The 14,225-nt window shown below is 63.6% G+C and carries 13 protein-coding genes; 12 read left to right on the forward strand and 1 reads right to left on the reverse strand.

What is annotated here, in order from left to right; translation table 11 throughout:
• The first annotated feature begins 588 nt into the window (after positions 1 to 588).
• From IG197_RS15955 to IG197_RS15990, 8 genes are all read left to right on the forward strand, one after another.
• Positions 589 to 858, forward strand: coding sequence for an exopolysaccharide production repressor protein (locus IG197_RS15955; RefSeq protein WP_067956186.1), 270 nt, complete (start codon positions 589 to 591; stop codon positions 856 to 858).
• Positions 859 to 1,159: 301 nt separating this feature from the next.
• Complete coding sequence (locus IG197_RS15960) at positions 1,160 to 2,170, forward strand: glycosyltransferase family 2 protein (protein WP_192313242.1); 1,011 nt, start codon at positions 1,160 to 1,162, stop codon at positions 2,168 to 2,170.
• A 5-nt stretch (positions 2,171 to 2,175) separates the two neighbouring features.
• Entirely contained in the window at positions 2,176 to 2,577 is a 402-nt protein-coding gene (locus IG197_RS15965) for a hypothetical protein (protein WP_192313244.1), read from the forward strand.
• Positions 2,578 to 2,698: 121 nt separating this feature from the next.
• On the forward strand, positions 2,699 to 3,520 hold the full coding sequence (locus tag IG197_RS15970; RefSeq protein ID WP_192313247.1) for a glycoside hydrolase family 16 protein: 822 nt from the start codon (positions 2,699 to 2,701) through the stop codon (positions 3,518 to 3,520).
• Positions 3,521 to 3,584: 64 nt separating this feature from the next.
• Complete coding sequence (locus IG197_RS15975) at positions 3,585 to 4,916, forward strand: UDP-glucose/GDP-mannose dehydrogenase family protein (RefSeq protein WP_192313252.1); 1,332 nt, start codon at positions 3,585 to 3,587, stop codon at positions 4,914 to 4,916.
• A 39-nt stretch (positions 4,917 to 4,955) separates the two neighbouring features.
• Positions 4,956 to 6,035, forward strand: a complete 1,080-nt coding sequence (locus IG197_RS15980; protein WP_115730239.1) for a glycosyltransferase — start codon at positions 4,956 to 4,958, stop codon at positions 6,033 to 6,035.
• A 33-nt stretch (positions 6,036 to 6,068) separates the two neighbouring features.
• On the forward strand, positions 6,069 to 7,250 hold the full coding sequence (locus IG197_RS15985) for a glycosyltransferase (protein WP_192313255.1): 1,182 nt from the start codon (positions 6,069 to 6,071) through the stop codon (positions 7,248 to 7,250).
• A complete protein-coding gene (locus tag IG197_RS15990) occupies positions 7,247 to 8,707 on the forward strand; it encodes a lipopolysaccharide biosynthesis protein (protein ID WP_115730241.1) in 1,461 nt (486 codons plus the stop codon). Before IG197_RS15985 ends, IG197_RS15990 begins: the two co-directional genes overlap by 4 nt.
• On the opposite strand, the gene IG197_RS15995 is transcribed toward IG197_RS15990, so the two are convergent.
• Positions 8,609 to 9,994, reverse strand: a complete 1,386-nt coding sequence (locus IG197_RS15995; protein WP_192313258.1) for a polysaccharide pyruvyl transferase family protein — start codon at positions 9,992 to 9,994, stop codon at positions 8,609 to 8,611. The two genes, IG197_RS15990 and IG197_RS15995, sit on opposite strands and share 99 nt — an antisense overlap.
• Before the next feature lie 166 nt (positions 9,995 to 10,160).
• On the opposite strand from IG197_RS15995, the gene IG197_RS16000 reads away from it, so the two are divergent.
• From IG197_RS16000 to IG197_RS16015, 4 genes are read left to right on the forward strand one after another with little or no spacing between them, the layout of a single operon-like run.
• Positions 10,161 to 11,321, forward strand: a complete 1,161-nt coding sequence (locus IG197_RS16000; RefSeq protein ID WP_192313261.1) for a glycosyl transferase family 1 — start codon at positions 10,161 to 10,163, stop codon at positions 11,319 to 11,321.
• Positions 11,322 to 11,350: 29 nt separating this feature from the next.
• On the forward strand, positions 11,351 to 12,337 hold the full coding sequence (locus IG197_RS16005) for a glycosyltransferase family 2 protein (protein WP_192313264.1): 987 nt from the start codon (positions 11,351 to 11,353) through the stop codon (positions 12,335 to 12,337).
• Positions 12,334 to 13,263: a glycosyltransferase family 2 protein gene (locus IG197_RS16010; protein WP_305865875.1), complete on the forward strand. Its 930-nt coding sequence runs from the start codon at positions 12,334 to 12,336 to the stop codon at positions 13,261 to 13,263. The genes IG197_RS16005 and IG197_RS16010 overlap by 4 nt, the downstream gene beginning before the upstream one ends.
• A complete protein-coding gene (locus tag IG197_RS16015; RefSeq protein ID WP_192313267.1) occupies positions 13,253 to 14,203 on the forward strand; it encodes a glycosyltransferase family 2 protein in 951 nt (316 codons plus the stop codon). Before IG197_RS16010 ends, IG197_RS16015 begins: the two co-directional genes overlap by 11 nt.
• Positions 14,204 to 14,225 lie beyond the last annotated feature (22 nt).

The raw sequence follows: 14,225 nt of genomic DNA on the forward strand, positions 1-14,225 counted from the left end.
TCGCCCCAGAATCGCCCCGTGTCAGGATAGGATTGGTATGCTGCGCCGCAACACACGTTTTTTTGACGTGTGAAATATTTGCGCCAGTAGATGTCCAAGAACCGTGCATGGCCTGCACAAAAAGAGTCCATTGCGACAGTTTTGTGTCCTCAAGATTAATGCGTATGCAGAATCAATCCGGTCCATCAGGTGGAAATGCCTGAAATTATATCTTCGTCGTGCTGCTGTTTAGTCGAACAAAGTGCGTCACGAGATACGAGCATATTGTTTCAGGCGGCTGATATCGTCAAAATTTCTGAAATAACGCCATCAAAGGCAAAAATCGTTTCGACTTGGGGCATCGCCGGACGGTGCAATGCAGCATTCATCTTTGCCGTCTAGACTCGCTCTCCAAGAGGCTCCGCTTGCTGACAGTTGGGCGGGCCAATATAGTGGAATGACGTTCTTCGCGCCGACCGGCTGGGGCCGCGCAGGCATCAAAATAAAACGAAGGAACGGACACGGGCGGAAGCTTTCAGGGCAAGGGGAGTTGCAAGCAACATGGCGACGAAATCAGTGCCGATTCCTCCGGCCTGACGATCAGCTGACATGACTTTACCCAAATTCGTGTTCGGCATGGCGATGGTCATCGCTGTCGTGGCGCTGTGGTCCTACATGGATGCTGCCGGCTGGGGCACGATCTTGCTGCGCGCGGTGATATGCGCGGTTGTTCTTCAGGTCGGATACTTTCTCGTCGTGCTGGCAATGGTGGCGCGCGCCGGACCGAAACCGGTGGAAACAGGCAAGTCGAAGACCGCGGCTGAAGGTACCGCCACTGTTCCAGCCGACGACCTGACCCCGAAAGGCAGCGCTCACTAGACCGACAAGATCGGCGTGCGCGGCCGCCTGTTCCGGCAGAATCGCTGCGGTCCTGCCCGTATATGTAAGCAAGACGCGACGCTGCCAATCCGAAGGCGGCCCTGGCGGCCTCGGTGTGATGAAACCGTCATATGTGATCGGACGAAGCTGCCTGCAGCCCTTGGAAAGCCGCGGCTTGCCGATGTTGGCTGCCGGTGCCCGTAGCGCCTCCCGTGAACCGCCGTAACAAAAGTTGGGGTTCCCTTGTTAGCAGGTGCAATATAGCTCTTGCGTCGGCGGGCTATGACGAAAGGCAACCGACGTGAGCGGAACCGACGTCTGTGTCATCATTGCTGCGCGCAACGCAGCCGAAACGATCACGACGGCCATTGCCTCCGCTCAGCTGGAGCCGGAGGTGGCCGAGGTGGTCGTCGTGGACGACGCTTCGACCGATGCGACCGAGGCGGTGGCGCGCGCCGCCGATGACGGCAGCGGCAGGCTGCTGGTGCTGCGGCTCGACGTCAATCGCGGCCCGTCCTTTGCCCGCAACATGGCAATACGCCACTCCAGGGCGCCGCTGATCAGCATCCTCGACGCCGATGATTTTTTCCTGCCGGGCCGGTTCGCGAAACTCGTGGCCGGCGATGACTGGGATCTCGTCGCCGACAACATCGTCTTTGCCGAACACGCCTCGGTGCGCGACGTGCTGTCGGGCAGTATCGAGCAGTTCGCAGCCGATCCGACCGAGCTCGACCTTGTCGGCTTCGTCGCCGGCAACATTTCCCGGCGCGGCGCCCGGCGCGGCGAGCTGGGTTTTCTCAAGCCGGTGATGCGGCGCGCCATGCTCACAGAGTACGGCCTGCATTATGACGAGCAGCTGCGCCTCGGCGAGGATTATGCGCTATATGCCCGGGCCCTGGCTTTCGGTGCCTGCTTCAAGCTGATCCGCTCCTGCGGCTATTGCGCGGTGGTCCGGTCCAATTCGCTGAGCGGCCAGCATCGTACCGAGGACCTGAGGCGGCTGGCCGATGCCGATCTCGACCTTCTGGCGCTTGCCGGTCTGACAGCCGGACAGCGACATGTCCTGCGCCGCCATGAGCGGCATGTGCGCGACAAATATCGGCTGCGACATTTCCTCGATCTCAAGGCCAGTGGCGGGCTTTCCGGTGCCATGGGCTTTGCCTTCGCCTCGCCGACGAACCTGTCGGCCGTGACCAAAGGGGTGGCATTCGACAAGCTCGAGCTGCTGCGCCGTGGCAATCCGTCGGCGATGGAAAGTGGCGCTGCACGTCCACGTTACCTGATGGCCGGTTCGGCCGCGAAGGCGGGGTAGGGCGCATGGCATCGATCTTCGCATTCCGCACCCGCAGCCCCGACCGCGACCGGCAGACCGACGAGGCGCGCTTCGGCCAGCTGTCACGGGCTCTGGACGAACTCGCCGCCGGCATCGAGGCGGAACGAACCGGCATCCGCAACCGCTACGAGGCGGTCTCGGCCAATGCTGCTTTCCTTGTCGAAGCCATGGAAAATTCAGCGGTTTCCGTTCTGCGGGCGCGTGAGATGGACCAGCTGACAGAATCGCTCAAGGCTTGTCTGAGACGGATCGAGGCGCTCGGACGGCAAAAGGATTTCGTCGCCGGGCTTCGTCATTCGCTGGACATTTTTGCCGATGAAGGTCGCGAGATCGACGAGGAATCATCGGCACGTTTGGCGCAAGGGGAGGCCCTGCGCCAGTTCTAGGCCCGAGGCGACAGGGCCTGACATCAGGGAGGATGGGAGGATTTCGTCCGGCTGGGGGCATCTCTGGCCGGTGTGGCAATGCGGTTTCCGGGCGGGAGGCGCGAAGACACAAGGATGACCTATGAACGCGAACGTTAGGGACTATAGCGCGTGCCGACCTCTCGGCAGTGCCGCTGCGTTGGCAGTGTCGGTCACACTTGCCGGCCTGCTGGGTATGTCGGGCGGTGCCATGGCGCAGGAGGCCACCGGCAAGTCCTTCGTCGAGACCTTCGACACGCTGAGCGCTTCGCGCTGGTTCATCTCGGACGGCTGGGACAACGGCAAGCACCAGAACTGCACCTGGTCGAAAGAGCAGGTCAAGGTTGCCGACGGCAATCTGGTCCTGAGCTTCGAGAAGAAGCCATTGAAGAGCCGCGACTATTCCTGCGGCGAGGTGCAGACCAAGGAACGTTTCGGCTACGGCACCTATGAGGCGCGGATGAAGACAGGTACCGGCTCGGGCCTGAATGCCGCCTTTTTCACCTATATCGGCCCGGTGCACAAAAAGCCGCATGACGAGATCGACTTCGAGGTCCTGACCAAGGATCCCTCGAAGGTGCAGGTCAACGCCTATGTCGGCGGCAAGTCCAATGACGAGAAGCTTGTCGACGTGCCCGGCGGCGCCGACCAAAGTTTCAACGACTATGCCTTCGTCTGGGAGAAGGGGCGGCTGCGCTGGTATGTCAACGGCCAGCTGGTGCATGAGGTGACCGATCCTACCCAGCTGCCGAGCAACCCGCAGAAGATATTCTTCAGCTTGTGGGGCACCGGCACGCTGCGCGAATGGATGGGCGAGTTCACCGATCCCGGCAAGCCGGTGAGCATGGCGGTCGATCGCGTCGCCTTCACCGCCCCGGGCGAAGCTTGCCAGTTCGAGGGCTCGGTCGCGTGCACCCTGAAATGACGGGCAGATACCCAGGCGCGGTTCAGCCGCGCTTCGACATCATCAACAGACAGGAACGGACTGGATGAACCTCACGGTATTTGGGATTGGCTATGTCGGTCTTGTTCAGGCGGCTGTTCTGGCCGAGGTCGGTCATGATGTCGTCTGCGTCGACGTCGATGCGGCCAAGGTCGAGCGGCTGAACCAGGGTTTCATCCCGATCTTCGAGCCGGGGCTGGAGGCGCTGGTGCGCGAGAACCACGCGGCGGGGCGTATCGTCTTCACGACGGACGCTTCGATGGCCGTGCGCCATGGCGCGATCCAGATGATTGCGGTCGGCACGCCGCAGGGCGAGGACGGCTCGGCCGACCTCAAATATGTGCTGTCGGTGGCCGATGCCATCGGCCGCGAGATGGCGGGTGCCAAGATCGTGGTGACCAAGTCGACGGTGCCGGTCGGCACCGCCGACAAGGTGCGCGAGACGATTGCGGTGGCCTTGAAACAGAGAGGCCGGGAGGAGCTAAGCTTCGACGTCGTCTCCAACCCGGAGTTTTTGAAGGAAGGTTCGGCGGTCGCCGACTGCATGAAGCCCGACCGCATCATCGTCGGCACCGACAGCGAAGCGGCCGAGGAGGTGATGCGCGAGCTCTATGCACCGTTCAACCGCAACCACGAGAAGATGATCGTGATGGACGTGCGCTCGGCCGAGTTCACCAAATACGCCGCCAACTGCATGCTGGCGACCAAGATCAGCTTCATGAACGAAATGGCGAACCTGGCCGAACTGCTCGGCGCCGATATCGAGGAGGTGCGCAAGGGCATCGGCTCTGACCCGCGTATCGGCTACCACTTCATCTATCCGGGGCTCGGCTATGGCGGCTCGTGTTTCCCCAAGGATGTGCGGGCACTGATCCGCACCGCCGGCGATGTCGGTTTCGAGCCTGTGCTGCTGCACTCGGTCGAGGCGCGCAACAATGCCCAGAAGGCGGTGCTGTTCGACAAGCTGAAGAGCCACTTCAACGGCGACCTTGCCGGCAAGACCTTTGCGCTCTGGGGTCTGGCCTTCAAGCCCAACACCGACGACATGCGTGAGGCACCATCGAGGGTGCTGATGGAGGCGCTGTGGCAAGCCGGCGCCAGGGTGCAGGCCTATGATCCCGAGGCGATGAACGAGGCGCAGCAGATCTATGGCCAGCGCGACGACCTCACCTTGTGCGGTACCAAGGAGGCGGCGTTGCGCGGCGCCGATGCACTCTTGATCGCCACCGAGTGGAAGAATTTTAGGGCGCCGTCCTTCGAGCTGATCCGCGACCAGCTCAAGACCGCCGTCATCTTCGACGGCCGCAACCTCTATGACCCGGCGGTCGTCGCCCGCCACGGCTTCCAATACGTCTCCATCGGCCGCAAGGCCGGGTGAGGCGCGAGGCCGTCAACCATTCGATATCGGAGCAGGGACATGAAGGTTCTGTTTGCAGGCGGCAACGGCTACACGCCCGAGTTCAGCGGCGGCGTTCAGTCGTCGACGCATCACCTGGTCGAGCAATTGCGCGCCCATGGCCACGAGGCCTCGGTGCTGGCCGCGCTGTTCGGCGACGGCATGTTCGGCTTCAAGGCGAGAGCCAAGATGAAGCTGACCGGACAACGCGCCGTCATCGACAGCTTCCCTGGATATCCCGTGGTGCGGGCCTGGTTTCCATGGGAGGCCGCAGGCTTCGCAGTGGAGAAGCTGAAGCCCGACGTCGCCGTGGTCCAGTGCCACAAGTCGGTGCCGATCGGGAAAGCGCTGGAGGCCCAGGGCATTCCGCTGGTCGTCTATCTCCGGAATGTCGAATTCCACGAGCTTGGCGGCGATCTCAGCGAGTTGCGACAGGCGCGCTACATCGCCAATTCGGAATTCACCGCGCACACCTATGGCCAGCGCTTCGGCATCGAATCGACTGTCATTCCGCCGACGATCAATCCAGCCCACTACGCCACGGAAACGTCAGGCGACTTCGTCACGCTGATCAATCCTTACGAGGAAAAGGGTTTTGAGCTTGCGGTGCGCATCGCCGGGCGCTGCCCCGACATTCCGTTCCTGTTCGTCGAAAGCTGGAAGCTGGCCGACGATCACCGCGCCCGTATCGAGCAGACGATTGCGCCGCTCGGCAATGTCCGGCTCGAAAGCCGAACCAGCAACATGAAGACGGTCTATGGCCGGACGAAGATCCTGCTCGCGCCGAGCAAATGGGAGGAGGCCTGGGGCCGTGTCGCCTCGGAGGCGCATTGCAGCGGCATTCCGGTCATCGGCTCGCGCCGCGGCGGCCTGCCGGAGGCGGTTGGCGAGGGCGGCGTGGTGCTCGACTACGATGCGCCGCTCGACGACTGGGTCGAAACCGTGCGTCGGCTCTGGCAGGACAAGGCCTGGTATGACCGGCAGTCGGCGGCCGCGCGCGCCTTTGCCGGACGCGCGCAACTCGACCCCGACGCGCAGTTCGCCACCTTCATGGGCGTGCTCGAGCAGGCCGTGACGCAGGGCCTGAACAAGGCTGCCTGAGGTGATGCCGTCAGGGTTCTGGAGAGCCGTTCGATGAGGGTCTGTTTCGTCGTCGACAAGTTCCCGTCGCTGTCCGAGACCTTCGTGCTCGACCAGATCGAGGGCTGCCTTGCGCGCGGCATCGAAGTCGGCGTCATCTGCAATGAGACGACCTTCGGCAAGGAGCGCAACATCGACGATCCGCGCTGGCGCAACCTGCCCGGTGGCGTCGCGCAATGGTGGGGTGCGCTCGGCCCGCTGCGCCCGTCGCTGCGCCGCTGGTCGGGCAAGCTTTGGGACAAGGCCTCGACGGCGCTCGACATTGCCTTTGCCGGCAAGCTCGAAAAATACGACGTCATCGTCGCGCATTTCGGCAACAACGGACTGCGGGTCGCAAGGGCGATGAAGCAGCGGCGGATCGCAGCACCCCTGGTGACGATATTCCATGGCCATGATGTCGGCGCGCCGATGCATGACGGCTCGCTGTCGCGCTACGGGGTCGTCTTCCGCCAAGGCGCGTTGCAACTGCCGGTCAACGGCTTCTTCCGCGATGCGCTGATCGGGGCCGGCGCGCGCGCCGACAGCGTCGCCGTGCACCACATGGGCGTCGACACCGATGCGATCGGTTTTCGCGCCGGCGAGCGTCGCGGCAGCAGGCTGGCGCTGATCTCTGTCTGCCGGCTGACCGAGAAGAAGGGAATCGAGTTCGCGCTTCGCGCGCTCGGCGACGTTCAGGCCGTCCGACCCGACATCGACTGGTCCTATGTGATCATCGGCGGCGGCGAATTGCTCGATCCGATGAGACAACTGGCGGCACGTCTCGGCATCTCCGAACGTGTCGCTTTTCTCGGGCCGCGTCCGCACAGCGAGGTCAAGCAACAGCTTGCCGAGGCGCATGCCTTTGTGCTGCCGAGCGTCGGTGCGGGCGACGGTGACCTCGAAGGCATCCCCGTGGCGCTGATGGAGGCGATGGCTGCGGGGTTGACCGTGGTCAGCACCTATCATTCCGGCATTCCCGAGCTGATCGAGGACGGCAGGACCGGTCTCCTGGCGCCCGAACGGGACATCCGTGTGCTGGCGCAAAAGCTGATCTGGGTCGCCGACAATCCCGTCTCCTGCGAGGAGCTGGCGCGCGCGGCACGACGCAAGGTCGAGGACGAATTCGACTCCGGCCGGCTCAACGACGCCTTTGCCGACACGCTGTTCCGGCTTGCCGCGACAAGGGCTGCAGCATGACCGCCGAGGCGCAGCAACTCGGGCGCATTGCGCTACGTGGCGGGGCGCTGACGGCAGCGGCGCAGGCGATCAAGATCGGCATCCAGTTCGTTTCCGTGGTGGTCCTGGCCAGGATGCTGGCGCCGGAGGATTTTGGCCTCGTCGCCTCCGTCGGCCCGATCATCGCCTTTGTCGGGTTGTTCCAGAATCTCGGCCTGCAGCAGGCCGTCATCCAGCGTCCGGAAATCAGCCGGCAGCAGCTCAACCAGGTGTTCTGGATCAGCGCGCTGGCCGGCCTGATCTGCACGATCGTCATCGCCGCCCTGTCGCCGGCGGTGTCGGCATTTTATGGCGATGGCAGGATGACCGGCATCACGCTTGCCGCCGCCATGCCGCTCCTGCTCGGTAGTCTTGCCGCGCTGCCGCTGGCCTTGATGAACCGCAATTTGCAGTTCGGCCAGCTGGCGATCAACGACGTCGCGACCGCCCTTGCCGGCTTGGGGGCGGCGATTGCCGCGGCCTATGCCGGGCTTGGCTACTGGTCGCTGGTAATCGGGCCTGCGGCTGGTGCCGTGGTGACGCTCGCCGGCGCGTGGCTGGCGACGCGCTGGAAACCGGGCAAGCCGAGCATCAAGGTGGAGCGCGAGATCCTGTCCTTCGGCGCCAATCTCACCGGCTTCAATCTCGTCAACTTCTTCTCGCGCAACCTCGACAACATCCTGATCGGCAAGTTTTCCGGCCCGGTCGAGCTCGGCTATTACGACAGGGCCTACAAGCTGCTCTTGTTTCCGCTGCAAAACATCAACCAGCCGCTGTCGCGGCTGATGGTGCCGTTGCTCAGCCGCATCCAGGACGACAAGCCACGCTTTCGCGAGCTCTATCTGCGCACCAACTGGCTGCTTGCCTTCATCACGGTACCGGGAATCGCGGCGCTGACGATTGCCGCCGAACCCGTGGTTTCGATCCTGTTCGGCGAACGCTGGCTCGGCGTGGCGCCGATCTTCGCCTGGCTCGGCATTGCCGGACTGATGCAGCCGGTGTCGAGCACGACGGGCTGGATCTTCATCTGTCAGGGCAAGACGCGCACGATGTTCCGCTGGGGCGTCTATTCGGCGCTGACAACGGTGCTGTCATTCGCCGTCGGGCTGAAATGGGGTGCTGTTGGCGTCGCCGCCGCCTATGCCATCTCAGGCTACGTGCTCAGGCTGCCGGTGCTGGCGGTGATGCTCGGGCGCACCGGCCCGGTCTCGGCGCTCGACTTCATGATGGTGCAGGGGCTGCTGATCATTGCCGCCGCCGTGACCTGGCTCGGCTACGGCTACCTGCCGGCCGCACTCACCGCGCAATCCAACGTCGTGGCGGCGATCACCGCGGCAGCTCTAAGCTACGCGGTGGCGCTCGCTTTCATGGTTGCCGTGCCGCAGTCGCGCCGTGCCCTCGTCGAGGCGTGGAAGACTGTCGCCCGCAACATTCGCTGAAGGGGCAGCAAGCAGCGGCCGGACCAGATCGGCGGCCGACATGGCCGAAGCGTGTTCTTCCAACACTGCTGCAAGCGTCGTTGTACGGAGTTGGTCGAGATCGGCGGCGAAGGCCGCGAGCTTCCGGCCGGCCTCTTCCGGTGTCACGGTGTCGATATCGAGCAGCAGGTCAGCAAGGCCGACACGCTTGGCGAGCTCACGGGTCTTGAACTCGTAGGCGATCGGCAGCACGGGCACGCCGACGCACAATGACATGATCATCATGTGCATGCGCGTGGCGACGACGAAGTCGAAGCCCTTGACCAGCTCCATCAACTGCTCGGGCGTGTGGAAGCCGGCGTCGACGTCGACATGGGCTGCGACGTCGGCATCGAGTGCGGCGACGATCGCCCGCGCGGTCTTCGAATCGTCATGGGCATATTCCGGCACGCCCTGGCAGGTCGAGACGAAGGTCACCTGCTTGCCGTGTTCGCGCACCAGTGCCGTCGCGATATCGCGGATCGAGGCCATGTAGCGGTGCATGCCGTCGGCGCCGTCATTGACGTAGTTCCAGTGTCGTACCGAAATGCCGACACGGCCGGTCTGTGCCGGCGGCGTGCCGGCCGCAAGCAGCGTTTCGATGCGCTTCTTGTCGGCGAGTGCAAACACCGAATCGGCGACGACATGGCATTTGCCGGGATTGTCGACGAGCCCGTCGAGATGGCCGTGCGAGCGTTTGTCGCGCAACAGGATCAACGGGCTGCGGTCGAAGGCCGGCTTCAGTTCACGGCGGTTGTAGTCCTTGTCGAACGGGCCCAGCGACTGGGTGAAGAATACCGGGTCCTTGCCGAAGATCGCGTCGATGCGGAACTGGTTGAGGCGGCGTTCGAGATTGTAGTTCTCGACCAGATAGGTGCCGCCTGTGGTGACGACCAGATCGGCTTGGCGGTACATGTCGACGCTGCGACGGTCCTCGGCGCTGAACATCGTCTCGTCCAGGGCGCGGCTCTTGCCGTAGTGGCGCAGCGCACTCAGGGCGAGGCGGTTGTAGATCGGCTTGGCTAGGTTCTTCAGGCGGTTGTCGTCATAGGGGTATTTGAAGATCGATTCGGCCAGCAGCTTGCGGATCTCGATATCGGGATAGGCTTGCGTGGGATAAAGCCGCGACGCTACCGTGGGCTGGCTATCGAATACCTGGAAGCGCAACTCGCCCGGACAGGCCGCTTTGAGGATGTGCCGGATGGCCAGCAGGATCGCCGCATCGCCAGTGTTCAGGCAGACGGTGTTTTCGACGATGACAGTCTTCATGGGCGCTGGCCTCCTCGGATTGGTCGCGTCGGGAAGATAAGTACAGGCTAACCGGGCCATTTTGCGGCGCAACAATAATTGAGGTGCGAGCAGTCAATAATTGTTGCGACGCAACAATGGGTGCACTAGCTTCGTCGTCGGTGGGCCAAACTGCGAGCGTGAATTCATGCTGCATGTTCTGTACCTGGTGCACGATGTTTCCGACCCGGCAGTCCGTCGACGGATCATCATGCTCAAGGCTGGTGGCGCGCGCGTTACGCTCGCTGGTTTCCGCCGGACGCAAGAACGCGAAGACGTCGAGGGCCTGACGCCGATCGACCTGGGTCACACCCGCGACGGGCGCTTTGCGCAGCGTCTGGGGGCGGTGGCGGTTGCTGCTACGCGCATCGGCGCTGCGCTGAGGGCGGTGGCTGCGCCCGACGTGATTGTTGCCCGCAATCTCGAAATGCTGGCGTTGGCGCAACGTGCCCGTTCGGCCCTCGGCGCCTCGATGCCTGTTATCTACGAGTGCCTCGACATCCACCGGCTGGTGCTGCGCGAGGATTTTCTGGGCAAGGGCCTGCGCGGGGCCGAGCGCCTCTTCGGGCGCAATGTCGGCCTGCTGCTGACCAGCTCGCCGGCTTTCGTCAGGCATTATTTCGAACGGTACGGCCAGATCGATGCCCCCATCGAACTGGTCGAGAACAAGCTCCTCGAGCTGGAGCCGCGTATTGATTCGATGCCGTCGGCACTGGCTGATGAGCCCTGGACGATCGGCTGGTTCGGGGCGCTGCGCTGTCGCAGGTCGCTCGAGCTTCTGGCCGCTTTCACCCGCAAGGCGGAAGGGCGATTCGAGATCGTGCTGCGCGGCCGGCCGGCACTTTCGGCGTTTCCTGATTTTCACGGTTTCGTCGAATCCGAGCCCCATTTGACGTTTAAAGGTGCTTACAGAAATCCCGAGGACATGGCCGACATCTATGCGCAGGTGGACTTTGCCTGGGCGATCGACTTCTTCGAGGAAGGTCAGAACTCGACATGGCTGTTGCCCAACCGGCTCTATGAAAGCTGCCGATTCGGTACTGTGCCGATCGCCATGGCCGGCACCGAGACGGCGCGCTTCCTCGAGCGCCTCGATATCGGGCTGATGCTGCCCGAGCCGTCGGCATCAGCTCTGGCGGAAGCGCTCTCGGGCATGACGAGCGAACGTTACGCCGCCTTGCGCGGCGAAGTGCTTGCCCGTGATCCGCGAAACTGGATCTGCGACCTGGCCGATTGCCGGGCGCTGGTGGCGAAGCTCGAACGGGTCGCCGCCCAAAACGGCGAAAGCCCTGGCGCCATCGCCGCCTGACCTTCAACGCAATCAACACAAGCAGACGCATGACCGAAACGTCCTCCGCCATCATCATCATTCCGTGCCTCGACGAGGAGCGCCATATCGGCGGCCTTCTGGCCCAGCTGCGGCCCTCTGCCCGGCGGCTCGGCGCAATGATCATCGTCGCCGACGGCGGCAGCCGCGATGCGACCCGGACCATCGTTGCCGGCATTGCTGCCGAAGACGACAATGTCGTGCTGATCGACAATCCGGCGCGTATCCAGAGTGCGGCAGTGAACCTGGCCGTCGAACGCTTCGGTCGTGGCGTCGACTATCTGATCCGCATCGACGCTCATGGCGGCTATCCCGACGATTATTGCGACCGGCTGTTCGAGGAAGCGCTGGCGACGGGCGCCGATTCCCTCGTCGTTTCGATGCTGACCGAAGGCCGCGGCACCGTGCAGCAGGCGGCTGCGGCTGCGCAGAACTCGAAGCTCGGCACAGGTGGGTCGAAGCACAGGCATGGCTCGGCCGGGGAATGGGTCGATCACGGCCATCACGCGCTGATGCGCATCGCAGCGTTCAGCGATGTCGGCGGCTATGACGAGAGCTTCAGTCACAATGAGGATGCCGAGCTCGACCATCGTCTGCGCCAGGCCGGCTACCGCATCTGGATGAGCGGGCGCACCCGCATGACCTATTTTCCGCGTGCTTCACTTGGCGGCCTGTTCCACCAGTATCTCGGTTATGGCAGGGGACGGGCGCGGAACGTGCTGAAACACCGCGTCATCCCAAGGCTCCGCCAGATGGTGCCGCTGATGGTGGCGCCGACGGCGCTGCTCGCAAGCCTCGCCGTCGTTCACTGGATCTTCGCCGTGCCTGTCCTCGTCTGGGCGGCGATCTGTCTGAGCTATGGCGCTGCCCTTGCCTTGCGGGCCGGCAAGCCGGGGCTGGCGCTCGCCGGCGTGTCGGCGATGGTGATGCATTTCGCCTGGTCGCTCGGCTTCTGGCTTCAACTCGTTGCCTTGCCGGCAAGAGGGCGCCCAGCATGACCGAAATGCCCAGCATCGACATCTGCGTCTGCACCTTCCGGCGGCGCGAACTGGCCGACACGTTGCAGTCGCTTGCGGCGATGGACCTACCCGCGGGGTATCGCATCGGCATCGTCGTGGCCGACAATGACGAGGTGCCCAGTGCTGCGGAACTGGTCTCCGTTCTGGCGGACGAGCTTTCGCTCGAGGTTCGCTACGTCCATTGCCCGGCGCGCAACATCTCGCTTGCCCGCAACGCTTGCCTGGATGCCAGCTCGGCCGATTTCGTCGCCTTCATCGACGATGACGAGAAGGCGACAGGCATGTGGCTGAAGCGGCTCGTCGAGACCGCGCAGGCGACCGGTGCCGAGGTGGTGCTCGGGCCGGTCAAGGCGCGTTATGGGACGGGAGCCCCGGGCTGGATGCAGGTCGGCGACTTTCACTCGACCTATCCGGTGTTCGTTCGGGGTGAGATCCGCACCGGCTACACCTGTAATGCCTTGCTCCGGATCGTTTCGCCCAGCATCGCCGGCCGCCGCTTCAGCCTGGAGCGCGGCCAGTCGGGCGGCGAGGACACCGAATTCTTCGACCAGGTGTTCGGTGCCGGTGGTCGCATAAGCTATGCCGCGGAGGCCTGGGTGGAGGAGCCGGTTCCGGCGTCTCGCGCCTCGTTCCGCTGGCTGACGACGCGGCGCTTCCGTGTCGGGCAGACGCATGGTCGCCTGCTTGGCGCCAAGCGGAGTGGCGTTGGTCGCTTCGGTGAGCTCGTACGGGCCTCGGCCAAGGCCGGCTATTGCTTTGCCGCGGCGGGGCTGACCGCGCTGCAGCCGGTCAGCCGCAACCGCAGCCTGTTGCGTGGCGTGATGCATTTGGGCGTGCTGAGCGGGCTGGCCGGCGCACGTGAACTGCGTCTCTACGGCAAAGAGGGAGGTCAGGATGCAGCCTGACGTCAGCTTCGTCATCGCCGCCTACAATGCCGAGGCAACGCTCGGCCGCGCCATTGACAGCGCGCTTTCACAGCAAGGCGTCACCGTCGAGGTGATCGTCGTCGACGACTGCTCATCCGACGCGACGATTGCGCTTGCACGGGCCTATGCCGATCCGCGTGTGCGGGTCGTGGCGCTGGAGAAAAATCGCGGCCCAGGTGGAGCGCGCAACGCTGGCCTCGATGCGGCGCTGGGGCGCTGGGTCGCCGTGCTCGATTCGGACGATGCCGTCCTGCCCGACAGGCTTTCGGCAATGATCGGCAGGGCTGATGCTGGCTCCGCGGCGATAGCGGTCGACAACATCGTGGTTGTTCACGACGACGGCAGGCCAAGCGAAGTAATGTTCGCCGAAAGCTATCTCGAAAAACTCGGCAATCTGACGCTGGCGGACTTCATCAGCAGCAATGTCGTCTTCGAGGCGACGTTCAATTTTGGTTACATGAAGCCGATATTCTTGCGTGAATATCTCGAGACAAATGAGCTCCGTTACGACGAGAATTTGCGCATCGGCGAGGACTATATCCTGCTCGCCAGCGCGCTCGCGCGGGGCGGCGGCTGCATCGTCGAACCCGCTGTAGGCTATGCCTATCACGTGCGAAACGGCTCCATTTCAAGAGTTCTGGAGCTTCATCACGTCGAGGCGATGCAGCGGGCGGATGCCATCTTCGAGGCGGCTTACTGGCTCGACGGAGAGGCGAAAAAGGCGTTCACGCGACGTGCCCGGAGCCTCTCCCAGGCTGCCTCATTCCTGTCACTGGTTACGCACATCAAGCAGCGGTCGCCGCTCAAGGCGGTACGGACCGCACTGGGGGACCCGGCGGCGGTTCGACATTTGCGGATGCCTATAGAAGTCCGGCTGCGCCGGCTTGCCAGGCAGTTCGCATACCGGTCCGGCACATGATGCGCGTGCCCGGAGCGGCCAA

Source organism: Aminobacter sp. SR38 (assembly GCF_014843375.1).
Taxonomy (GTDB): domain Bacteria; phylum Pseudomonadota; class Alphaproteobacteria; order Rhizobiales; family Rhizobiaceae; genus Aminobacter; species Aminobacter ciceronei.